Annotated in this window: 20 protein-coding genes; 6 read left to right on the plus strand and 14 right to left on the minus strand. The window is 70.3% G+C overall.

Features of this window, described 5'->3' with window-relative positions; all coding sequences use genetic code 11:
* Positions 1-222: 222 nt before the first annotated feature.
* From AC069I_RS02155 to wecB, 3 genes are all read left to right on the plus strand, one after another.
* The gene (locus AC069I_RS02155; protein WP_478225001.1) at positions 223-999 is read left to right on the plus strand and encodes a choice-of-anchor P family protein; all 777 of its coding nucleotides are present in this window, start codon (positions 223-225) and stop codon (positions 997-999) included.
* Between the two features lie 21 nt (positions 1000-1020).
* The gene (locus AC069I_RS02160; RefSeq protein ID WP_007031099.1) at positions 1021-1200 is read left to right on the plus strand and encodes an LPXTG cell wall anchor domain-containing protein; all 180 of its coding nucleotides are present in this window, start codon (positions 1021-1023) and stop codon (positions 1198-1200) included.
* Between the two features lie 104 nt (positions 1201-1304).
* The gene (wecB, locus tag AC069I_RS02165; protein WP_478265147.1) at positions 1305-2456 is read left to right on the plus strand and encodes a non-hydrolyzing UDP-N-acetylglucosamine 2-epimerase; all 1152 of its coding nucleotides are present in this window, start codon (positions 1305-1307) and stop codon (positions 2454-2456) included.
* On the opposite strand, the gene tsaD is transcribed toward wecB, so the two are convergent.
* From tsaD to tsaB, 3 genes are read right to left on the minus strand one after another with little or no spacing between them, the layout of a single operon-like run.
* Positions 2453-3499 (minus strand): tRNA (adenosine(37)-N6)-threonylcarbamoyltransferase complex transferase subunit TsaD, encoded by a 1047-nt coding sequence (gene tsaD, locus AC069I_RS02170; protein WP_478224999.1) that lies wholly within the window; start codon positions 3497-3499, stop codon positions 2453-2455. The two genes, wecB and tsaD, sit on opposite strands and share 4 nt — an antisense overlap.
* Positions 3499-3978: a ribosomal protein S18-alanine N-acetyltransferase gene (gene rimI, locus AC069I_RS02175; RefSeq protein WP_478224998.1), complete on the minus strand. Its 480-nt coding sequence runs from the start codon at positions 3976-3978 to the stop codon at positions 3499-3501. Before rimI ends, tsaD begins: the two co-directional genes overlap by 1 nt.
* Entirely contained in the window at positions 3975-4634 is a 660-nt protein-coding gene (gene tsaB / locus AC069I_RS02180; RefSeq protein WP_478233966.1) for a tRNA (adenosine(37)-N6)-threonylcarbamoyltransferase complex dimerization subunit type 1 TsaB, read from the minus strand. Before tsaB ends, rimI begins: the two co-directional genes overlap by 4 nt.
* Positions 4635-4950: 316 nt before the next feature.
* Here tsaB and AC069I_RS02185 point away from each other — a divergent pair, with 316 nt between their 5' ends.
* Positions 4951-6372: an acyl-CoA synthetase gene (locus AC069I_RS02185; RefSeq protein ID WP_478264676.1), complete on the plus strand. Its 1422-nt coding sequence runs from the start codon at positions 4951-4953 to the stop codon at positions 6370-6372.
* Positions 6369-7700: a carboxyl transferase domain-containing protein gene (locus tag AC069I_RS02190; RefSeq protein WP_478264677.1), complete on the plus strand. Its 1332-nt coding sequence runs from the start codon at positions 6369-6371 to the stop codon at positions 7698-7700. Before AC069I_RS02185 ends, AC069I_RS02190 begins: the two co-directional genes overlap by 4 nt.
* Positions 7701-7819: 119 nt before the next feature.
* On the opposite strand, the gene tsaE is transcribed toward AC069I_RS02190, so the two are convergent.
* The 8 genes from tsaE to glmS all read right to left on the minus strand — a co-directional run bounded on the left by tsaE (position 7820) and on the right by glmS (position 17426).
* Positions 7820-8284 (minus strand): tRNA (adenosine(37)-N6)-threonylcarbamoyltransferase complex ATPase subunit type 1 TsaE, encoded by a 465-nt coding sequence (tsaE, locus tag AC069I_RS02195; RefSeq protein WP_478224994.1) that lies wholly within the window; start codon positions 8282-8284, stop codon positions 7820-7822.
* Entirely contained in the window at positions 8284-9381 is a 1098-nt protein-coding gene (locus AC069I_RS02200) for an alpha/beta fold hydrolase (protein WP_199745637.1), read from the minus strand. The genes tsaE and AC069I_RS02200 overlap by 1 nt, the downstream gene beginning before the upstream one ends.
* Entirely contained in the window at positions 9378-10517 is a 1140-nt protein-coding gene (alr, locus tag AC069I_RS02205; RefSeq protein WP_478264678.1) for an alanine racemase, read from the minus strand. The genes AC069I_RS02200 and alr overlap by 4 nt, the downstream gene beginning before the upstream one ends.
* Before the next feature lie 28 nt (positions 10518-10545).
* A complete protein-coding gene (locus tag AC069I_RS02210) occupies positions 10546-11637 on the minus strand; it encodes an ABC transporter ATP-binding protein (RefSeq protein ID WP_034304347.1) in 1092 nt (363 codons plus the stop codon).
* Between the two features lie 4 nt (positions 11638-11641).
* Positions 11642-13069, minus strand: coding sequence for a xylulokinase (gene xylB, locus AC069I_RS02215; protein WP_478264679.1), 1428 nt, complete (start codon positions 13067-13069; stop codon positions 11642-11644).
* Positions 13059-13874: a DeoR/GlpR family DNA-binding transcription regulator gene (locus tag AC069I_RS02220; RefSeq protein ID WP_478264680.1), complete on the minus strand. Its 816-nt coding sequence runs from the start codon at positions 13872-13874 to the stop codon at positions 13059-13061. Before AC069I_RS02220 ends, xylB begins: the two co-directional genes overlap by 11 nt.
* Before the next feature lie 234 nt (positions 13875-14108).
* Entirely contained in the window at positions 14109-15548 is a 1440-nt protein-coding gene (locus AC069I_RS02225) for an NAD(P)H-hydrate dehydratase (protein ID WP_478264681.1), read from the minus strand.
* Positions 15549-15563: 15 nt separating this feature from the next.
* Positions 15564-17426: a glutamine--fructose-6-phosphate transaminase (isomerizing) gene (glmS, locus tag AC069I_RS02230; protein ID WP_478224990.1), complete on the minus strand. Its 1863-nt coding sequence runs from the start codon at positions 17424-17426 to the stop codon at positions 15564-15566.
* Positions 17427-17597: 171 nt separating this feature from the next.
* Between glmS and AC069I_RS02235 the strand changes: the two genes are divergently transcribed.
* Positions 17598-18422: a dienelactone hydrolase family protein gene (locus AC069I_RS02235; RefSeq protein WP_478264682.1), complete on the plus strand. Its 825-nt coding sequence runs from the start codon at positions 17598-17600 to the stop codon at positions 18420-18422.
* Between the two features lie 51 nt (positions 18423-18473).
* Here AC069I_RS02235 and AC069I_RS02240 read toward each other — a convergent pair whose 3' ends face one another.
* The 3 genes from AC069I_RS02240 to AC069I_RS02250 are packed head-to-tail and all read right to left on the minus strand — an operon-like array spanning position 18474 to position 21728.
* Positions 18474-19019: a hypothetical protein gene (locus tag AC069I_RS02240; RefSeq protein ID WP_478224988.1), complete on the minus strand. Its 546-nt coding sequence runs from the start codon at positions 19017-19019 to the stop codon at positions 18474-18476.
* A gap of 28 nt (positions 19020-19047) precedes the next feature.
* Positions 19048-21414, minus strand: coding sequence for a collagen-like domain-containing protein (locus AC069I_RS02245; RefSeq protein WP_478264683.1), 2367 nt, complete (start codon positions 21412-21414; stop codon positions 19048-19050).
* Complete coding sequence (locus tag AC069I_RS02250; protein WP_276366451.1) at positions 21414-21728, minus strand: hypothetical protein; 315 nt, start codon at positions 21726-21728, stop codon at positions 21414-21416. The genes AC069I_RS02245 and AC069I_RS02250 overlap by 1 nt, the downstream gene beginning before the upstream one ends.
* Positions 21729-21846: the final 118 nt, after the last annotated feature.

Below are 21846 nucleotides of genomic sequence, written 5' to 3' on the forward strand. Positions count from 1 at the left end.
TGACTAGGCCGAAAGGGTGAACCCTTCGGCGACCTGCGGGAAATGTTCGCAAGACCACCTGATCCGGTGATCCTCGCAGTTTTTTGTTCAATTTAAGAAACACTCGGCGATAGACGATCCGCGAGCCGAGTCAGGCCAGCTGAGGATTCGTCCGCGACGGTTGCGCCCTCGCGCCGACCGCAGATCAAGAGAAACTCCCCACGAATCAATTCGGAGGACCAGTTGAAGAACACGCACCTCTTGCGACGAGGCGGACTGCTCGCCGCTGTGGTGGCGAGTGTGGCCATCGCCGGTGCGGCGCCCGCCTCGGCGGCCCCCGGTGACGGCTCCGCGTATGGCGTCAAGGTCGATGTGAAACTCCTCGGCCTCGACGCGGTGAAGGCCGGGCCGCTCGCCGAAGCGAAGACCTCCGGGCCGACCACCAACAGCCTCGCGAAGGCCAACCTCACCGGTGTGCTGACCGCGGGCGCGATCAACACCGAAGCCAAGCGCGACGACAACTCCGGTGCCGTGACCGCCAAGGCCAGCACCGCCGATGTCGGCTTGCCGCTGCTGAAGAGCGCACTCGGTAATGTCGGCGTCAAGGTCGTCGAAGCCACCTGCACCGCGACCCAGAAGGGTGTGCAGGGTGCGACGAACCTGGTCGGTGCGAACCTCGGCAGCGCGGGCGCCGTCGACTCGACGCCGGCACCGAACACACAGGTCAAGGTCGGTCTCGGCGACGCCAACGTCGCGACGATCATCCTCAACGAGCAGATCAAGAACGGTGACGGCAGCCTCACGGTCAACGCCATCCACGTGAAGCTGCTGGGACAGGCGCTCAACCCGCTCGGTTCCGGCGACGTGATCGTCTCGTCGGCCACCTGTGGTCCGGCCGGTCTGCCGGTGCCGCTCGCTTCGGGCGCCGGACTGTGGATCGGTCTCGGCCTGCTCGGCGCCGTCGCCATCCCGGTCGGTATCCGCGTCGTCCGCAACCGGCGTCCGGCGACCACCGCCTGACCTGGGTGAAGTGAGGTCGAAATGTACAAGTTGCCTGGCGCCGGAGTCGGCGTCGCCGGTGGCGGGGTGGGTGCCCTCGCCGCCACCGGGGCCGATGTCGGCTGGTGGCTGGCCGTCGGGGTGATCCTGCTGGTTCTCGGAACCATCGCGGTCATCGCGGGCTATCGCCGCACGAAACGGCTCGGCGAGATGGGGAGCTGACGCTCCCCCGGACGAAACGGCCGCCGGCGTGGGCCCCTCGCACGCCGGCGGCCAACCCCCGCGTTTTGCGGGACACTCGAAACGTGGATGAGGAGCGCGAACGCGTGGATGTGATGTTGCTGGCCGGAACGCGGCCGGAGGCGGTCAAACTCGCGCCGCTGGCGTTGGCGCTGGCGGAGCACCCGCACCTACGGCCCTTCGTCGTCCACAGCGGACAGCATCAGGGCATGGTCGAACAGGCGCTGATCCCGTTCGGACTGCCGGTCGACGCCTGGCTCGACACCCCGCCCCGGACCACCGGCACCCAGGCGGAACTCGTTTCCGGGCTGCTGCCCGCGCTCGACGATGTGCTGCGACGCGTCGCCCCGGCCGCGGTCGTCGTCCAGGGTGACACCACGACGGGGCTGGCCGGCGCGCTCGCCGCGTTCTGGCTGGGCATCCCGGTCGTGCATCTGGAGGCGGGCCTGCGCACGCACGACCTCGCCGCGCCGTTCCCCGAAGAGGGGACGCGGCAGATGATCTCGCGTATCGCCGCCCTGCATCTCGCGCCGACACCGGCCGCCGCGGCCGCTCTGCGCACGGAAGGTGTTCCGCGCCAACGGATCGCCGTCACCGGCAACACCGTCGTCGACGCCGTGATCGCGATCGCCGAGCGGGATCTCCCGGCGAGGGACACCGCGCTCGCCTTGCTGGAGATGGAAATCGCCGAGGCGGGCGAACGCCTCGTCCTCGTGACGTCGCATCGGCGCGAGTCTTGGGGCGAGCCGCTGAGCCGCACGCTCGCGGCCATCGAGCTGATCGTCGCGGAGCACAGCGACGTCCAAGTTCTGTTCCCGGTGCATCCCAATCCGGCGGTGCGGGATCAGGTGACGGCCGCGCTCGGCGGGACCCCGCGGGTGACGATCACCGAACCGCTCGAATATCCCGACCTCGTGCGCGCGCTGCGGCTCGCCGAGCTCGTCCTGACCGATTCCGGTGGTATCCAAGAGGAAGCGCCGACTTTCGGCACACCCGTCCTCGTGCTCCGCGACGTCACCGAACGACGCGAAGCCGTCGAGGCCGGCTGCGCCTGGCTGGTCGGGACGGACACCGGCCTCATCGCGGACACCGCGGCGAAGATCCTGTGTGGCGACCTCCATCCGACACATGCCGGAAACCCTTACGGCGACGGCAATGCCGCCGCGTTGTCGGTGGCCGCGCTGGAGGAAATGCTCGACCTCGCCCCGGCGCCACGCACCGCCGCCGAATCGCGCTAGATCGAGACGATCTGCACGGGCAGCGCCGGATTCGCGGAGAAGTCGAGTGATGCCCGCGGCCGTCCGGCGGCGACCACGTGCGCGCCGAGCGCGGCGATCATCGCGCCGTTGTCGGTGCACAGCCGCGGCCGCGGAACCCGCAGGGTGATCCCGGCTTCGGCGCAACGCTCGGCGGCGAGTTCGGACAGTCGCGAATTCGCCGCCACGCCGCCGGAGATCACCAGCGTGTCCACGCCGTGTTCCTTTGCGGCACGGATGGCTTTCATGGTGAGCACGTCGGCGACGGCCTCCTGGAACGACGCGGCGACGTCGTCGACGGGAATGTCCTCACCGCGGCGTTCGGCGCCTTCGACCCAGCGCGCGACGGCGGTTTTCAGGCCGGAGAAGGAGAAGTCGAACTTCGCGTCGCGCGGCCCGGTCATCCCCCGGGGGAACGCGATGGCCGCGCCGTCACCGTTCTTGGCGGCCTTGTCGATGGGCGGGCCGCCGGGGTACGGCAGGCCGAGTACGCGGGCGACCTTGTCGTAGGCCTCGCCCGCCGCGTCGTCCACAGTGGACCCGAGTTCGGTGATCTCGGACGCGATGTCGTCCACCAGCAGCAATTGCGTGTGCCCGCCCGAAACGAGCAGGGCGAGACAGCGGTCGGGCAGCGGGCCGTGCTGGAGCGTGTCGACGGCGATGTGCCCGGCCAGGTGATTGACGCCGTAGAGCGGGATGTCGAGCGCGGCGGCGTAGGCCTTGGCCGCGGCGACGCCGACCAGGAGCGCGCCGGCAAGCCCGGGTCCCGCGGTGACCGCGATTGCGTCCACATCGGACAGTTGGAGCCCGGCTTTTTCGAAGGCCCGCTCGACCGTCGGGACCATCGCCTCCAGGTGCGCGCGGCTGGCGACCTCGGGCACGACGCCACCGAAGCGGGCGTGCTGGTCGACGCTGGAGGCGACCTCGTCGGCGAGGAGTTCGACCGTGTTGTCGTCGTGCAGGCGGACGAGGCCGACACCGGTCTCGTCGCACGAACTCTCGATGCCCATGATGATGCGCGGCATCAGCCCGCCACCTCGTCTCGGACCTGGGCCCGCGGGCGGGCCATCGTGTAGGCGTCGGCGCCGGAAGGCTGGTAGTAGCGCTTCCGGAGGCCGACGCGTTCGAAACCGTGCCGCTCGTAGAGCGTGATCGCCGCGTCGTTGTCGGTGCGGACTTCGAGGAAGACCGGCGCGGCGAGTTCGTCCGCGCGGTCGAGGAGCGCCTTCAGCAGCGTGGTGCCGATGCCCTTGCGCTGGTGGCCGGGGTCGACGCCGATCGTGTGGATGCTCGCCTCGTAGTCGCCGCGGCGGCCTACGACGGCGAGCCCGGCGTAACCGATGACCTCGTCGCTTTCGTCCGGACGGGCGACCAGGTAGTAGCCGCCAACGTCGAGTTCGGCGTGAAAGGCGTAGGCGCTCCACGGCGAATCGCCGGGGAAAAGGATCTTCTCTATCTCGACACAGCGGGGGATGTCCTTGCGGCGTAAGGGTTCCAGCCTCACGGCGTGGTCACCTTCTTGCGCGCGGCCGGTTCGACGGCGTCCGGGCGGCGGAGATACAGCGGGGTAAGTGGGCTTGGCTTCTTGTTGAAGTCCTCGCGGGCGGCCTTGACCAGTCCGACGGGTGACGGGAAGCGCGGCTCGATCGGCTGGACACCCAGGGTGTCCGCGTAGAGGAGCGCGCCGTCACCCGCCGCGACCTTGATGGTGGTCTCGAGGTCGGCGGGCCGCTCGACGTGGGGGCCGTCGGTGCGGGAGCCGTCGGCGGCGTACGCGGCCCAGTAGACCTCGCGACGCCTCGCGTCGGTGAGGACGAGGAAGGGCGCTTCGCCGGGGGCGACGTCGGCGGCGATCGCGTCGAGGCTGCACACCGGGTACGCGGGGATGCCGAGGGCGTGGGCGAGCGACGCGGCGGTGGCCATGCCGGCGCGAAGGCCGGTGAAGGGGCCGGGGCCGACGCCGCAGACGATGGCGTCGAGGTCGCGAAGCGTGACGCCCGCGGCCTTGACGGCTTCGAGGGCGTGGGGCGTGATCAGCTCGCCGTGCGCGCGCGGGTCAACCGTGACGCGGTCGCCGCGCGACTCGAGGACGTCGCCGTCCAGGGCGACGAGGCCCGCGGTGACCGCCGGGGTCGAGGTGTCGATGGCCAGTACCAGCACGGTTACCCAGCCTACGACCAGCGTCCCGGGTCGCGTTTAGCGGGCTGAACGCGATCGGGTGGCGTCGCCGCTCCCCTGACGCCGGATCGCGTTTAGGGGGCTAAAGTCGCTCCCGCTCTCCGCCCGCAGATCGCGTTTAGCCCGCCAAACGCGATCCGGTGGAGCTTGGCGCCTCAGGCCCGCAGATCGCGATTAGGGGGCTAAACGCGATCCCGCCGCGGGTGTGAAGCTGGTCGCAGGGGTGCGGGTGGGCAGCGCGGTACGGTCCTGCGAGGGCCACGTGCCCGGCCGGCGGAATCGAGCAGGAGGTCACACGGTGCCCGATCGGTTGTTCCCCACGCTGGCGAGCGGCTCGGCCAAGGAGGCGCTGCGCTTCGGCGACATCTCCCTCACCTACGACGACGTCGCGGCCATCGCCGGCACACTCGCCCGCGACCTGCCGCGCGACCGCGTCGCCGTCTGGGCGACGCCGTCGGTGCACACCAGCGTCGCCGTCATCGCCGCCCTGCTCGCCGGCGTCCCCGCCATCCCGCTCAACCCGAAGATCGGCGAGCGCGAACTCGCGCACATCCTCACCGACAGCGAGCCCGTCCTCGTACTCGCCGAACCGGGCGTCGACCTGCCCGCGGGGCTCAGCGGCCTGCCGCGCCGCGACGTCGTCCTCGAAGGCACGCCTGTCGATCTCCCCGCCGAACCGGACGCCGAAGCCCCGGCGCTGATCGTCTACACCTCCGGCACCACCGGCCCGCCCAAGGGCGTCGTCCTCCCCCGGCGCGCCATCTCGACGACTCTCGACGCGCTCGAAGACGCCTGGGAATGGACCGCCGACGACGTCCTGGTCCACGGTCTGCCGCTGTTCCACGTGCACGGCCTGATCCTCGGCATCCTCGGGCCGCTCCGGCGCGGCGGCTCGGTCCGGCGTCTCGGTCGTTTCTCCACCGAAGGCGTCGCACGCGAACTCGCCTCCGGAGCGACGATGATGTTCGGCGTCCCGACCATGTACCACCGCATCGCGGGCGAAGTCGGTGAAGACCCGTCGCTCGCCGAAGCCCTCGGCGGCGCCCGGCTGCTCGTCTCCGGATCGGCCGCGCTGCCCGTCCACGATCACCAGCGCATCACCGCGGCGACCGGCCGGCGCGTGATCGAGCGCTACGGGATGACCGAGACCCTCATGAACACCAGCATTCGCGCCGACGGCGAACACGTGCCCGGCACAGTCGGTGTCCCGCTGCGCGGCGTCGATCTCCGGCTGGTCGACGAAGCGGGCAAGCCCGTCGAGGAGATCGAGACCGTCGGCGAGATCCAGGTCCGTGGGCCGAACCTGTTCACCGAGTACCTCAACCGCCCCGACGCCACCGAAACCGCCTTCGACGACGGCTGGTTCCGGACCGGCGACATGGCGACCCGCGACGGGGCCGGATACGTGAAGATCGTCGGCCGGAAGGCGACGGATCTGATCAAAAGCGGCGGCTACAAGATCGGCGCGGGCGAGATCGAGAACGCGCTCATGGAGCATCCCGGCGTCGCGGAGGTGGCGGTGACCGGCGAGCCCGACGACGACCTCGGCGAGCGCATCGTGGCCTGGGTGGTGCCCGAAGGAGAACGCCCGGCGGAGTCGGAACTCGCCGACCACGTCTCGCGCCTGTTGTCGCCGCACAAACGGCCTCGGGTGGTCCGCTATCTGGAAGCGTTGCCGCGCAACGACATGGGCAAGGTCATGAAGCGGGCGCTCGGATGAGAAGGCCCTCGGCGCGGTCCGTCATCAAGGGAATCGCGACCGGTTTCGAGGATCTGGACGTCCCGCGTTCCGAGGAGCCAGACGACGGGCCGATCGGCTGGCCGGGTTACCGCTCGGCACGCGAGACCGCCGAAGAGCGAACTGGAGAAGACGAGTCCGTGGTCTGCGGGACCGCCAGGATCGGCGCCGTCGAAGCGGTCGTGATCGCCTTCGAGTTCGGCTTCCTGGGCGGGTCGATCGGTCTGCGGACCGGTGACCGCGTCGAAGCGGCGTTCGCGCGGGCGGTCGAATCCCGGTTGCCCGTGGTGTCACTGATCGCGACCGGCGGCAGCCGCATGCAGCACGGGATGCGGGCCCTTTCGCAGTTGCAGCGCATCGCGCGGGCGGCGGCCGGAGCCCGGTCGGTGCCGCAGATCTCGGTGCTGCGCGATCCGACCACGGGCGGCGGCTGGGCGACCCTCGGCGCGAGCGCCGACGTCGTTCTCGCGCTGCCCGAGGCACAGGTCGGTTTCGCCGGTTCCCGCGTGCGGCCCGTCGGCGCACCCGCGGAGGCGTACACGGCCGAAGCGAAGCTCGCGTGGGGCCAAGTCGATCAGATCGTGGCGTCTGCCGACCTTCCCGCCGCACTGGAACGGTGGCTGGGCCTCCTGACTTCGCCGACGCCGGAAGCCGCGGAGCCGCCTGGCGCGCTCGGGGTGACGGACTTGCCCGACAGCGGATGGGACGCGGTCCAAGCCGCGCGCTCCGCCGAGCGGCCGAGGGCAGCGGAGTACCTCGACGCGTACTTCGACTGGCGTGAGGAGGTCTCGGGCGACAGGTGCGGCGGAGTCGACTCCGGTGTCTTATGCGGCTTCGGCTGGCGAGGCGGCCGAGCGATCGCGTACGCCGCGCAGTGCGGAACGCCGACGTCGCCCGCGGGTTTTCGGACGGCGGCGCGTCTGGTGCGGCTCGCGTCGAGGCTCGGAATCCCGGTCCTCACCCTCGTCGACACCCCGGGCGCGGCGAACGACGAGGCGGCCGAGCGGGCCGGGGCCGGCGCGGCGATCGCGGAGTTGTTCGAGGCGGTCGCGAGCGCGGCCGTGCCGATCACGACTCTGGTGATCGGGGAAGGTGGGTCCGGAGGCGCGCTCGCGTTCGCGGCGCCGGGGTCGACGTGGGTGACGCCCAGCGCGTACTTCTCGGTGACCTCGCCGGAAGCGGCCGCGGCGATCCTCAAGCTGTCCGCCGACGAAGCCCCCGCCCTCGCGGACCGGCTGCGGCTACGCCCCCAAGACCTTGTCGACCTGGGGATCGCGCGCTCCGTCGTCGGCCCGGCGGATCGCGTTTAGCCCGCGAAACGCAAGTCGGACAGCACAGATCGCGATTAGGGGCCTAAACGCAGGTCGGCCCGCAGATCGCGATTAGCCCGCGAAACGCAGGTCGCCCTGCCCACGCCCGCAGATCGCGATTAGCCCGCTAAACGCAGGTCTGGCGTGCGGGACGTCCAGGTGCCGTGCGGCTCCAGGGTGACCAAGCGGACATCGTCCTCACGGCGCTCAAGCCGCACGACGAGGTAGTCGTCCGACAGGCGTTCAGCGGACCCTTCGCCCCATTCGACGACCAGCGCGGATCGCTCCAGTTCGGTGTCGAGGTCCAGGTCGTCCAGCTGCGAGAGATCCCCACCGAGCCGGTACGCGTCCACGTGTACCAGCGCGACCCCGGAAGCCCCCGCCGGATGCACCCTGGCCAGTACGAACGTCGGCGAGCTGACCCGCCCTCCGACCCCGAGACCGTCCGCGATCCCGCGGGTCAGCGTCGTCTTGCCCGCCCCGAGCGGCCCGGCGAGCAGCACCAGATCGCCCGCGCGCAGCGAGCGTCCGAGCTCACGCCCGAAGTCCATCGTCGACTCGGGAGTCGGGAAAGCGAAATTCATCAGCGTTGCCACCACCAGGTCCGCCGTTCGGAAGTCTCACCATCGGTGCCCGTGCATCGTTGCACCAAGTCGATCAGGTGGCTGTTCACCAGTTCGGGTTGTTCCAGCTGCACCATGTGCCCCGCGCCGCGGACGCGCACCAGCTCCGCGTCCGGCAGCTCCGCCGCGATCCGCTCGGCGTGCGCGATCGGCGTGAACCGGTCGGAATCCCCGCCGACGACCAGCACGTGCGCGTGCTTCAACCCGGCGAGCGCGGCGTACCGGTTGTGGCTGCCGAGCGTGTCGACGAAGTTCACGAGCCCGCGCACCGGCGTGACTTCGAGCATTTCCAGCATGAAGTCGACGAGTCGCGGCGACACGTCACGGCTGCCGAACGCCAGCCTGCGCACGGCCTGCCGGGTCAGCTGCCCACCCGCCGCGCGCACGAACTCGACGAGCCCCGGCTGCCAGCCAGCCAGCCCGCCGACGCCTCGTGTGAGCGGGTTGTACTTCGAGAGCAGTGATCTCGGCAGTCCCCGAGCGCCGACTTCACCCGCCGCGGTCGCGATGAACGCGACTCCGCAGACACGGTCGTCGAACAGCTCGGGATGCTCCGAGGCGAGCTCCATGATCACCATGCCGCCCATCGAGTGCCCCATGAGCACGATGGGCCCCTCCGGCACCACCGAGCGCAGGACCATGTCGAGGTCGCGCGCCAGCTGCTCGATGGTGCTGGTCTCGGCGGTCGCGGCGCCGGATTGCCCGTGCCCGCGATGGTCGAAGTACACCTGTCGCACGCGCGGCAGCTTCAGCGACGCGAGGTCTCGCCGCTGGAAGTGCCAGCAGCGCTTCGACAACGCGAAACCGTGCACGCCGACGACGGTCAGCTCCGGTTCTCCTCCATCGGCCGGATCGATCTCCTCGACCGCGAGCGGCGTGCCGTCCTCCGCCGCCACTGTCGATGTCCGATCCGGTGCGAGATCCCCCAACGGCTCGTCCACGAACGGATCCTCACTCTGCCGCCGCTGCTGTGCGGCGACGGCGATCGCGGCGGCGGTGCCGGTGGCCACCGCCCCGACACCGCCGACGATGGCCAGCAGTCTTCGTGAAGGTGTCACGAGCCTGCCTCCAGATACGTCCGGTGGATACGCGGGCGGTACATCGAAGTCACGATCTCGTAGTCGATCGTCCCCAGCTTGTCGGCCCATTCCCGGGCCGTCGGCTCGCCGGAAGCGCCTTGGCCGAAGAGGATCACTTCGCTGCCGATGGACGGCTCGTCGTCTCCGCAGTCGACGATGAGCTGGTCCATGCAGACGCGGCCGACGACCGGCCGCCGCTTCCTGGCGAGCAGGACGTCCATCCGCCCGGACAGCGACCGCGGCACGCCGTCGGCGTATCCGACGGGAACCAGCGCGAGCGTGGTGTCGCGTTCGGCCGTCCAGCTGTGGCCGTACGAGACCGATTCGCCGGCCGGGATCCGCTTCGTGAGCACGACCGACGATTTGAAGGTCATCGCCGGGCGCAGATCGTCGCCGGTCGGCACCGGGTTCAGCCCGTAGATCGCGATCCCGGGGCGCACGAGGTCGAAGTGCAGGTCGGGCCTGGTCAGCACGGCGGCGGAGTTCGCGATATGCCGCATCGGGTCCAGGCCGGCGGCGCGAGCGATGTCGTAGGCCTCGTCGAACCGCTTCGCCTGCGCGTCGATGGAGGGGTGGCCGGGCTCGTCGGCGCAGGCGAGGTGCGACCAGATCGCGACGACGTCGATGAGCGGCTTGGCGGCCGCCGCGGCCTTGACCAGCGCCGGCCATTCCGCAGGTGGGCAGCCGTTTCGGGACAGCCCGGTGTCGATCTTGAGGTGCACCCGGCAGATCGCGTTTAGGGGGCTAAAGTCGCGTGCCCGGCGCGCGCCATCGGCCACGCGGGCCAGCTCGTCGAGGGAGCTGACGGCGACGTCGATGTCTTCGGCGACCGCGGGCGCGAAGTCGGCTTCGGGAGTGTCGAGCCAGCTGAAGAGGCGAACACCGATCCCCGCCCGGCGCAGCGCGAGCGCCTCGCCGAGAGAGCAGGTGCCCAGCCAGGTGGCCCCACCCTCGACGGCGGCACGGGCGACCTCGAGGGCTCCGTGCCCGTAGCCGTCCGCCTTGACCACGGCCATGGTCTGGGCCGAGGGAGCGCGGGATGCGAGCAGGGCGACGTTGTGCCGGATGGCGGACAGGTCGATGACGACCTCGGCACGCGGGAAACTGGCGGTCATAACGACCACCAGTTTCCCACGAACCGGCTCAGGACAGGCGCGCCCCGTCGGTGGCGGAGAACACGTGCAGCTCGTCGGGACGGATCCGCAGGTGCAGGGTGTCACCCATGGCCGGCGGCTTGCGCGGGTCGACACGGGTGACGACGTTCGACTTCGTGCCTTCGGCGTCGGTCTCGGCCAGCTTGCCGTACACGTACGCGTCCGAGCCGAGTTCCTCGACGAGGTCGACCTTGACCGGCACGGTGCCGTCCTCGCTGGTGGTCACCTCGAGCGACTCCGGGCGGAAGCCGAGGGTGACCGTGTCGCCGTCGGCCTTGGCGAGGATCTCACGCGTCAGCGGCACCCGCGCGCCACCCAGCTCGGCACCGTCTTCGGTGAGCTTCGCGGTGACGAGGTTCATCGCGGGCGAGCCGATGAACCCGGCGACGAAAGCGTTTGCGGGCCGGTCGTACAAGGCGCGCGGGGTGTCGCACTGCTGCAGGAGACCGTCCGAAAGGACCGCGACCCGGTCACCCATCGTCATGGCCTCGACCTGGTCGTGCGTGACGTACACGGTGGTGACGCCGAGGCGGCGCTGCAGCGCGGCGATCTGCGTACGGGTGGAGACACGCAGCTTCGCGTCGAGGTTCGACAGCGGCTCGTCCATGAGGAAGACCTGCGGCTCACGCACGATGGCGCGGCCCATCGCGACACGCTGGCGCTGACCACCGGAGAGCGCTTTCGGCTTGCGGTCGAGGTACTGCTCGATGTCGAGCAGCTTGGCCGCGTCGAGCACCTTCTGCTTGATCTCCGACGCCGGACGGCCAGCGATCTTCAGCGCGAAGCCCATGTTCTGGCCCACGGTCATATGCGGGTACAGCGCGTAGTTCTGGAACACCATCGCGATGTCGCGGGCGCGCGGCGGCAGCTGCGTGACGTCGCGGTCGCCGATCCACACGGCGCCTTCGTCGATGTCCTCGAGGCCGGCGAGCATCCGCAGGCTGGTGGACTTGCCACAGCCGGAAGGCCCGACCAGCACGAGGAACTCGCCGTCGGCGATCTCGAGGTCGAGTGCGTCCACGGCGGGCCGCTCGGAGCCCGCGTAGCGCCGGGTCGCCTTGTCGTAGGTGATCGTGGCCATCGGTTCAGTCCTCTTTCGGTTTCGCGGAAATGCCGTGCCCGAGTTCGCGGGCTTCGAGATGCCGTCGCCGGATCCGGCGCCCCTCGGCGCTGTCCGCCTCGGTCGGCTCGAGTGGGGTGTAGCCGTGCTGTTCCTGCCAGCGGGGAGGTTCCGTGCTGGAAGCGAGGGCCCAGGCCGCCTGCCGCGCGGCACCGACCGCGACGTACTCGGCGACTTCGGGGATGACGACGGGCACGCCGAACACGATCGGCGCGACCGCGCGGACGGCGGCCGACTGCGCGCCGCCACCGATCAGGAGCACGCGGCGGACTTCGAGTCCCTGCTCGCGCAGGGCGTCGAGACCGGCGGCGAGACCGCACAGCATGCCTTCGACGGCGGCGCGGGCGAGGTTCTCGGGCGTCATGTTCGCGCGAGTCAGGCCGAACAGCGTGCCGTTGGCGTCCGGGAGGTTCGGCGTCCGCTCACCGTCGAGGTACGGCAGGAAGGTGAGGCCACCGGAGCCGGGCCCGGCCGTCAGCGCCAGCTTGTCGAACTCCGCGAGTTCGACGCCGAGCATCGCGGACGTGGCCGTGAGCACGCGGGCCGCGTTGAGGGTGCAGGCCAGCGGGAGGAAGCGACCGGTGGCGTCGGCGAATCCCGCGACGATGCCGGAGGGGTCGGCGCTCGCGGTTTCGGAGACGCCGAAGACGGTGCCGCTGGTGCCCAGCGAGACGACGACGTCGCCGGGGACGAGTTCGAGACCGAACGCGGCGGCCATGTTGTCACCGGTTCCGGCCGAGACCAGGATCCCGTCCGGGGTGTGGCCCGCGGCTTCGGCGGGTCCGATGACCTTGGGCAGTTCGGGAGTGCGGCCGCCGAAGGCGTGCGCGAGGAGGTCTTGGCGGTATTCGCCGGTGGCGGGCGAGAAGTAACCGGTGCCGGAAGCGTCGCCGCGATCGGTGACCGGCTCGGCGCCGGAGCCCAGCAACCGCCAGGTCAGCCAGTCGTGCGGGAGCAGAACGCGGGCGACGCGATCGGCCAGCGCCGGCTCGTTCTCCGCCATCCAGCGCAGCTTCGTGACGGTGAAGCTGGCGACCGGCACCGAGCCGACGGACTTCGCCCAGCTCTCCGGACCGAGCTCGCCGCTGAGGTCTTCGGCCGCCTTCGCGGACCGGGTGTCGTTCCACAGCAACGCGGGCCGGACGACCTCGCCCGCCTCGTCGAGGGTGACCATGCCGTGCTGCTGACCGCCGATGCCGATGGCGCCGACGCCGTCGAGCAGGCCGTCCGTGGCCTCGCGGAGCGCGTCCCACCAGGCGGCGGGGGCGACCTCCGTGCCGTCGGGATGCGAGGCGCGGCCGGTGCGGACGATCTCGCCGGTGTTCGCGTCGCAGACGACGACCTTCGTCGACTGGGTCGACGAGTCGATTCCGGCGACCAGTTCAGAACTCATATTCCGGGCCCTCCGGTGCGCACTCGACCTGCTCGATGGCGGTTCCCGCGGTCAGCGCCGCCTCGATCTCCTCGGTCGGCGCCTCTTCGTCGGTGATCAGGAGGTCGTAGTCGCCGATGTCGCCGTACGCGTAGGTGGCGGTGCGGCCGAACTTGGAGTTGTCGACGACCAGGACGTTGCGGTCGGCGGTGCGCAGCGCGGCCTTCTTGAGCTCGGCGTAGTCCTGGACAGGGTGGAACAGGCGGCCGACCGCGACCGCGGCGACCGAGACGAACGCGATGTCGGCGTGCGTGCGGTCGAGGAACGCGACGACGTCCGGGCCGGCGCACGAGTCGAACTCGTGGTGGTAGCGGCCGCCCGCCAGTACGACCTCGACGCTCTTGGCCGGGCCGAGGATGCGGGCGGCTTCGAGCGAGTTGGTGAGGACGGTGAGGTCTTCGACCTGGCCGAGGCGGCGGACGAGCGGGAAGAGCGTCGTCGAGTCGTCGACGAAGACCGTCTGACCGGAGTGGACGTGCGCCGCGGCGGCTTCGCCCAGCGCGTCCTTCGTGGCCTGGTTGAAGGTGTCGCGGAAGCGGGCTGCGGACTCCATGGTCGTCGCGGGGTAGGCCTCGACCTTGCCGCGGAGTTTGCGGAGGAGGCGGCGCTCGGCGAGGTCGTCGAGGTCGCGGTGCATCGTCATCAGGCTGACGCCGAAGCGGGCGGTGAGGTCGTCGATGCGGACCTCGCCGGTGGCGATGACGTGGTCGAGGATCTCCTGGCGTCGTTGCTCGACCGCGGCGTCCGATGGCCTGGTCTTAGACATGGGCGACACCGTTCACGACCCGGACCGTCGCGGTCTCGGCGGGGTGGGTGTCGGCGCTCACACCTGCTTTTTACCAGATTATTCGCCCGGAGTTAACACGTAACTCGATAACTCTCGCATTTCTTGCCACCTTCCCCTCCGGCCCACGGACCTGCGTTTAGCCCCCTAATCGCGCTCTGAGGGCACCCGCCCGCAGAGCGCGATTAGGGGGCTAAACGCAGGTCGGGGCTCTGGTCAGGAGGTCAGCGCGCGGACCGACCGGATGGCGTCCGGGACCGCCGCGAGGATGCCGGAAGCCGAGGTGGGAGCGCCGTCGGCGGCGAGGGATCCGGCGAGGGAATGCACGTGCGCGGCCGCGCCGGCCGCCAGCCACGGGTCGAGCCCCGAAGCGAGCAACGCGCCGACCAGACCGGACAGCACGTCCCCCGAACCGGCCGTCGCGAGCCACGACCCCCGCGGCGTGTTCACCAGCGCACGCCCGTCCGGCGCCGCGACCACCGTGCAATGCCCCTTCAAGAGCACGACGGCGTCGTACTTCCGCGCGGCCGAACGCGCCGCCGCGACCCGGTCCGCCCCCGGCGGCGCCCCCATCAGCCGTTCGAACTCCCCCGCGTGCGGGGTCAGCACGAGCGGCGTGTCCGGATCGCGCGCGTCCAGCACGTCGGGCGAACGCGCGATGATCGTCGTCGCGTCGGCGTCCACGCACACCGGCACGCCGCGGCCGAGTACGAACCGCAGCACGTCCCGCCCCTCGTTCCCCGTGCCGATCCCCGGCCCGACGACCCACGCCTGGACCCGGCCCGCGTCGGTCACCGAACCCGTCGCGATGATCTCGGGCCAATGCCCGCGCACCACGTCCGCGGCATGGCCGGCGTACCGCACCAGCCCGGAAGTCGCCCGCACCGCCGCACCGGCCGCGAGCACGGCCGCCCCCGGATACGTCGCCGATCCGGCGGCCACCCCGACCACGCCCTGGCTGTACTTGTCGTCGGCCGGACCGGGCATCGGCCACGCGGCGGCGACGTCCGCCGTATCGAGTCGCTGCAGATCGGGATCGGTTAGCCGCAGTCCGATGTCCACCAGCGAGACCTCGCCGCAGGAAGCGGGTGCGAGGGCGTGCACCGGCTTGAGCGCGCCGAAGGTGACGGTCCGATCCGCCACGACCGCCGGGCCGTCGACGGCGCCTGTGTCCGGGTCCACCCCACTCGGCAGATCGACCGCGAGCACCGGCGAACTCACGTGCTCCAGCAACGCCGCGGCATCCGGCCGCAGCGGCCCGCGCGCCGAAATACCGACGATCCCATCGACGACGAGGTCGGCCCGCCGGATCCACTGTGGACCGTCCTCAAGGGACACGACCTTGCCGCCGGATCGCTTCAGAGCGGCCAAACCCGGGCCGTGCGCGCGTTCGGGCTTCAGCAGGATCGCCGATACGGCCACATTGCGGCGGCGCAGGAACGCACCCGCCCACAAGGCGTCACCGCCGTTGTTGCCCGACCCGACGAGCAGCGTCACGCGCCGCCCGGACACCGAACCTGTGTGCTCGGCCAGCATGTCGGCGGCGTGCACCGCGAGACCGAAAGCCGCGCGCCGCATGAGCTCGCCGTCCGGAGTGACGGCGAGCAACCGGTCCTCCGCCGCGCGAATCCGTTCCGTGGTCCAGATTCCCTGCACGACGCCTCCGGTCTGTTACTCGACGGTGACCGACTTCGCCAGGTTACGCGGCTTGTCGACGTCGTACCCGCGCGTGCGGGCGATCTCGGCGGCCAGCACCTGCAGCGGCACCGTGGAGACCAGCGGCTGCAGCAGCGTCGGCACGGCCGGGATCTCGATCAGTTCGTCGGCGAACGGGCGGACGGTCTCGTCTCCCTCCTCCGCGATCACGATCGTGCGGGCGCCGCGAGCCTGGATCTCACTGATGTTCGACACCAGCTTCGAGTGCAGCACCGCCCGTCCCTTGGGCGAGGGCATCACCACGACGACGGGCAGGCCTTCTTCGATCAGCGCGATCGGGCCGTGCTTGAGCTCGCCCGCGGCGAAGCCCTCGGCGTGCATGTATGCCAGTTCCTTGAGCTTCAGCGCGCCTTCGAGGGCGACCGGGAAACCGACGTGACGGCCGAGGAACAGCACGGCCTTCGAGTCGGCGATCCGACGGCCGAGATCGCGGACCTGGTCCACAGTGGACAGGACCTTCTGTACCGCGGCGGGCATGGCCTCGAGTTCGGCGAACTCACGGGCGACCTCGTCCGGGTACTTGGTGCCGCGGGCCTGCGCGAGCGCCAGGCCGACCAGGTAGTTGGCCGCGATCTGCGCGAGGAAGGCCTTCGTCGACGCGACACCGATCTCCGGACCGGCGTGCGTGTAGAGGACGGCGTCGGACTCACGCGGGATCTGCGCGCCGTTGGTGTTGCAGACGGCCAGAACGCGGGCCTTCTGCTCGCGCGCGTGGCGGACGGCTTCGAGGGTGTCCGCGGTCTCTCCCGACTGGGAGACGGCGACGACCAGCGTCGCGCGGTCCAGCACCGGGTCGCGGTAGCGGAACTCGCTGGCCAGCTCGACCTCGACCGGCAGGCGGCACCAGTGCTCGATGGCGTACTTGGCGACGAGGCCAGAGTGGTACGCGGAACCACAGGCGACGACGAAGACCTTGTCGACGTCACGCAGGTCCTGGTCGGAGATGCGCTGCTCGTCGAGGATGATCCGGCCGCCGTCGAAGTGGCCGCGCAGCGTGTTCGCCAGCGCCTCCGGCTGCTCCTCGATCTCCTTGAGCATGAAGTACTCGTGGCCGCCCTTTTCCGCGGCCGAGAGGTCCCAGTCGACGGTGAACGGCTTGGCCTGGGCGGCGTCGCCGTGGAAGTCGGCGACCTCGTAACCGTCGCGGGTGATCACGACGAGCTGATCCTGACCGAGCTCGACCGCCTCACGGGTGTGCTCGATGAACGCGGCGACGTCGGAGGCGACGAAGTGCTCGCCCTCGCCGACACCGACGACCAGCGGCGACGAACGACGGGCGGCGACGATGGTGTCCGGCTGGTCGGCGATGCTCACGACCAGGGTGAACGCGCCTTCGAGCCGACGACAGACCGCGGCGACGCTGGCCGGGAAGTCGCCCTTCGTGTCGCCCTCGGTGTACGCGCGGGCGATCAGGTGCGCGGCGGTCTCGGAGTCGGTGTCGCTCGCCATCTCGACGCCTTCGGCCTCGAGCTCGGCGCGCAGGGCGGCGAAGTTCTCGATGATGCCGTTGTGCACGACGGCGACGCGCTGGGAGGCGTCGCGGTGCGGGTGCGAGTTGCGGTCGACCGGGGCGCCGTGGGTGGCCCAGCGGGTGTGACCCATCCCGGCGGTACCGGTGAAGGCGTCCCTGCCGACGGTGTCGAGCTGGGTCTCCAGGTTGGCCAGGCGGCCCGCTTTGCGCTCGACGTTCAGCGCACCGACGCCGTCGAGGACGGCGACGCCCGCCGAGTCATAGCCGCGGTACTCCATCCGGCGAAGCCCGCCGATGACGACGTCCAGAGCCGGGCGGTGTCCGACGTATCCCACGATTCCACACACGGCCACCAGCCTAACGACGGAAATTCGGCCCCTTCGCCCGGGCGCCCGCACCTGCGTTCAGCGGGCTAAACGCGACGCTTAGGCACGCTAAGCAGCGCAGTTAGCCCGCGAAAGGCGAACGCCGGGGCGGCGCGCGGGCCGGACGGAAGCGCGGGCAGTAAGGTCACGAGCATGGCCAGCAAGCCCAAGCAGCTGCTCGCGGAGCTGTCCCACCCAGGTCCGCACGAGGTTCTGCGCGGCAACCTCGCCCTGGTCGGACTGCCCGGCGTCGTGTTCACCCCCCGTTCGGGACTCGGTCTGCCCGCGATCGCGTTCGGGCACGGCTGGTTGCAGCCGACCGGAAGCTACCGGCACCTGCTCCGGCACCTCGCGAGCTGGGGCATCGTCGCGGCGGCCCCGGCCACCCAGCGCGGCCCGCTGCCTTCGCACCGGCTGCTGGCAGGCGATCTGCTCACGACGCTCGACCTGATCACGACCGTCCGCCTCGGACCGGACGGCATCAGCGTCGACCCGGCGAAACTCGGCCTGGCCGGGCATTCGACCGGCGGCGGTTCGGCGGTACTGGCCGCCGCACAGGCCGCCGAGAACGACGAGCGACCCGAGATCCGCGCGGTCGCGACCATCACCCCCGCGCAGACGCTGCCGCCGGCGACGGTGTCGGCCCGATCGGTGACCGCGCCCGGCCTGCACCTCGCGGCGGGCGAAGACCTGGTCGCGCCGCCCGTCGGACATGCCGAGGCGATCGCGGACGCGTGGGGCGGGCCGGTGCAGCTCCGGAAGCTCGGGAAGTCGTCGCACCTCGGTGTCACCGAGGGCAGGCACTGGAGCCAGCTGCTGCTGCACGGGAAGCCGCACCGCGGGACCCAGCAGCTGACGCGGGCGCTGTTCACCGCGTTCTTCCTCACCCACCTGACGGGGACGACGAAGTACCAGCCCCTGCTGGACGCCGACGTCAAACGCGCCCCCATCGAACTCCAGGACGAACCCGCCGCCTGACCCGCCCGGATCGCGTTTAGCGGGCTAAACGCGATCCGGGGGTGAAGCCGGTCAGTCGACCATCCACGAGTTGTTCGAGAAGTCGTCGTCGTCGAATCCCTTGTCGTCACGGGCGTGACGACCGCGGCGACGCGCGGGCGTGCCAGGCGCTTCGGGCGCCGCGGCGCTGGGAGCGGGCGTCGGCGCCGCGGGCGGGACGTCCACCGTCGCCGGCATTCCGGGCACCCCCGGCGCGACCGGGAGCGGGGGCGGCGGAGGAGGAGGCGCTACCGGCCGCGACGCGTCAGGACGGGCACCGAACTCGGCGAACCGGGCGTCCGGCTTGTCATCGTCCTCGATGTCGAAGCCGATCGTGTGGCTGCGGTCGGCGGTCGTCTTGCCGGTCAGCCAGCCGCCCGCCTCCTTGCTCCGCTTCCCCAGCTCCTGCATGTGCGCGGCGTACTTGTCGTGGACGGCGGCGTCCTTCTGCATGGTCTCCACCGCCTGGGCCTTGGCGTCGGCGAGATGCCGCTCCCGCAGCCCGCGCTGCTCCAACTGCTCCGTGATGGCGGCGTCCTGCCTGGACATGGCGGCCGCCAGCCGGTCAACAGCGCTCATCGGTCCTCCCTCGTTCCCCGGCTACCGATCATCGCTCGTAACTGATCGAACGGTCGCCACCCTCGTCGTCGAGCGAGCCGCTGATCCGGCCGCCCGCGCCACTGGTCTCGAAAATGCCGCCTTCGACGCGGTACTGACTCGACCCGCGCTGCGTGTCACCCCCGCCACCACCGGCCGCGCCGCCCATGGCGCCCATGCCACCCATCATGCCGCCCATTCCGGCGGGCGAGCTCGCGGCACCGGCGTTCGCGGGCGCCGGGTCCATCCCGCCCGGAGCCATCCCGAGACCGCCCTCGGCCCCGGCCGGCTGCGCGCCGCCTCCGGACTGCATGCCCGCTTCCAGCGAACCGGCTTCGTTCAGCGACCCCGACGAAGCACCTTCGAGGGGGCTGCCGATCGCGCCTTCGAAGCTGCCGCCGCCTCCCGCGGTCGGCACGGTGCCATCGCCGCCGGAACCCGACGCGCCGCCCGCGGCCGCTTCGGCCCCCGCGGACACCGAAGCGGTCCCTTCGGCGCCGACGCCAACCTCGACTCCGCCTGGAGCGCTGAAGCCACTACCGCCGCCGCCACCGGGCGCCATCCCGCCGTCGGCGGGGGCGGGCATGGGACGAACATCTTCGACCTTGCCGGGCTGCGGGTTGCCGGGGTTCCGGTCGTCGAGGCCGTTCTTGATGTCGTCGGTCTCGAGGACGTCGCCGGTCTTGAGTTCCTTCTTCTCACCCTTTTCGTCGAGGGTGTAGGTGGTCGGCTCGCCCTTGCCGTCGTCGACGGTCACCACGGTCGGGCCGTTCGGGCCGTCCGGCTGCTCGGCGGTGATCTTGAGGTTGCCGTCCTGGATGTGGATCTTGCCGTCCGGGCCGGGCCGGTAGACGCCGTCGGGGCCGGGCTCGCCCTCCTTGACCGTGCCCTTCGGCCCGAACTCGCCGTCCTTGCCCTCTTCGCCCTTCGGGTCGTCGAAGTCGAGCTTGTAGTCCTTCTCGTTGCCCTTGCCGTCGTCGACCTTGATGTCCATTTTGCCGTCTTTATCCGGCTCGGTCATCTCGATCTTGTTGTCGCCCTTTTGGACGGTCATGGTGTCCTGACCGTCGATGCCGTCCTTGATCGCCTCACCCGTCGCAGGGTCGATCGGGTACGGCTTGCCGGTCTCGGGGTCCAGCTCGAGCGGCTTGCCGGTGACCGGGTTCATGCCCTCGGCGGGCTTGTCCTCCGGCTTCGGCGCTTCGGGAACCGACGCGGCGGGCGGCGTGCCGGCGCCACCGCCACTCCCGCTTCCGCCGCCAGTACCGCTTCCACCGCCAGTACCGCCGCCGGTGTTCCCGCCGCCGTTGTCGTTGCCCTTGCCCTTGCCGTCGTCGGCGGGCGGCTTCTCGGATCCGGGCGCGGGGAACGGGTTCGTGTAGTCCTCCATGAACCGCGACAGCTCGTGATACTGCGTGTTGATCGTCTCGGTCGCGTTCTTGCAGAGCTTCTTGAAGTTCTCGAAACGCTCACCGAACTCGGTGGCGAACGAGCCCTTCAGCCACTGCTTCGCGGCCCCGATCGCGTAGTCCTTGTTCTCGTCGTTCAGATCGCAATCGTCGTGACGCAGCCGTTCGGCGAGGTTGTTGCCCGGGCACGCGGAGTCGAGCCAGTACGCGACGTCCATGAGCTTTTCTTTGGAATCGACCTTGCCGTTCGCGATCTCGACGACCTGCTTCGCGATGTACAGCGGCGCCGTGGCGACCTTGTCGACTCGGAGCTTCAGCGTTTCGTCGACCTTCAGCTTGAGCGCGCTGTAGATCTTGTCGATGGTCGACGGCACCAGTTTGATGGCGCCGTCCATCTGCGCGATGAGTTCCTTCGCGTCGGGCTGGATTCGCTGCTCGTACTTGACCTTCGCGGCTGTCGCGCCCTCGCCCTTCCAGTCGTGGAAGAGCGTGGTCAGCGCGGCCGTGGCGTCCTTCTGGGTCTGCTCGACGGCCTTCTTCGCGTCGCCGAGATCTTCGACCTCGTCGAACATCTTCTGGAAATTGATCTCACGGTTCTCGTGGAACCGGTCCCAGATGTCGGTCTTGTAGCTGATCTCGTACGACTTCTCCGGCATCTTGTTCCAGACCTGCTCAGCCCAGTCGGAAAAGAAGTCCAGCGCCGGCTTTCCGAGGTCGAGCACCTGGTCGGACTTGGTGGTGGAACCACCCGCGGCCGGCCGGGACATGGAGTCGAGATCCTTGTCGGCCTGTTTCGTGGCGGCCGCCTGCTTCTTGTCCCCGGCGGCGTTCGAGTCGCGTTCGGCGACGGCCTTCTTGTAAGCCTCTTCCCTGTTGACGAACGGGTTCAGCAAAGCGTCTTTGGTGCCCTGCGTGATGTAGGGGTCGTTCAGGATTTCCCGTACCTGGGCGGGCGTCGGTTCACTCATTACTGGGCTCCCGCCTTGTTGGCAGCCGCGGCGTTCGCCTGGTCGGATGAGGTGTAGCGGGTCGACGCGGTGCTGACTCCGCCGGCGAGCTGGGTGAGCTGGCCCGCGTACCCCTTCATCGCGTCGGAAATGGCGAGGATCCCGGTGGCGTAGCCCTTTTGGTAATCCTTGTGGACCCGGCCGAAGTCCGCGGGCTGAACCTGCGTCGGCCCCACCTTCCCCGCCTCGGACGTCGTGTTCTCAGCTGCGCGCTCCAACGACGTCGACGCCGTGAGCATCGCCTCTGAATCGGCTTTGTAGCCCCCGTCCGGCATGACCGGTGCCCCCTTCGTCCCGCTGTATCCGCCTCGTTGTCCTACCTACGACGCACGCCGGCGGCATCAGGTGCCATCGCATATGCACACAGAATGTACCCACCGGTCATCCGGGCCG

It is taken from the genome of Amycolatopsis sp. NPDC043885, from assembly GCF_056435685.1.

Excerpts from the sequence above, each read along its gene's own strand:
- AC069I_RS02220 (WP_478264680.1), bottom strand. The coding sequence starts at position 13,874 with ATGTCTAAGACCAGGCCATCGGACGCCGCGGTCGAGCAACGACGCCAG.
- AC069I_RS02250 (WP_276366451.1), bottom strand. The coding sequence starts at position 21,728 with ATGCCGGACGGGGGCTACAAAGCCGATTCAGAGGCGATGCTCACGGCG.
- AC069I_RS02240 (WP_478224988.1), bottom strand. The coding sequence starts at position 19,019 with ATGAGCGCTGTTGACCGGCTGGCGGCCGCCATGTCCAGGCAGGACGCC.
- AC069I_RS02210 (WP_034304347.1), bottom strand. The coding sequence starts at position 11,637 with ATGGCCACGATCACCTACGACAAGGCGACCCGGCGCTACGCGGGCTCC.
- xylB (WP_478264679.1), bottom strand. The coding sequence starts at position 13,069 with ATGAGTTCTGAACTGGTCGCCGGAATCGACTCGTCGACCCAGTCGACG.
- AC069I_RS02190 (WP_478264677.1), top strand. The coding sequence starts at position 6,369 with ATGAGAAGGCCCTCGGCGCGGTCCGTCATCAAGGGAATCGCGACCGGT.
- tsaD (WP_478224999.1), bottom strand. The coding sequence starts at position 3,499 with ATGCCGCGCATCATCATGGGCATCGAGAGTTCGTGCGACGAGACCGGT.
- AC069I_RS02235 (WP_478264682.1), top strand. The coding sequence starts at position 17,598 with ATGGCCAGCAAGCCCAAGCAGCTGCTCGCGGAGCTGTCCCACCCAGGT.
- tsaE (WP_478224994.1), bottom strand. The coding sequence starts at position 8,284 with ATGAATTTCGCTTTCCCGACTCCCGAGTCGACGATGGACTTCGGGCGT.
- AC069I_RS02245 (WP_478264683.1), bottom strand. The coding sequence starts at position 21,414 with ATGAGTGAACCGACGCCCGCCCAGGTACGGGAAATCCTGAACGACCCC.
- alr (WP_478264678.1), bottom strand. The coding sequence starts at position 10,517 with ATGACCGCCAGTTTCCCGCGTGCCGAGGTCGTCATCGACCTGTCCGCC.
- AC069I_RS02160 (WP_007031099.1), top strand. The coding sequence starts at position 1,021 with ATGTACAAGTTGCCTGGCGCCGGAGTCGGCGTCGCCGGTGGCGGGGTG.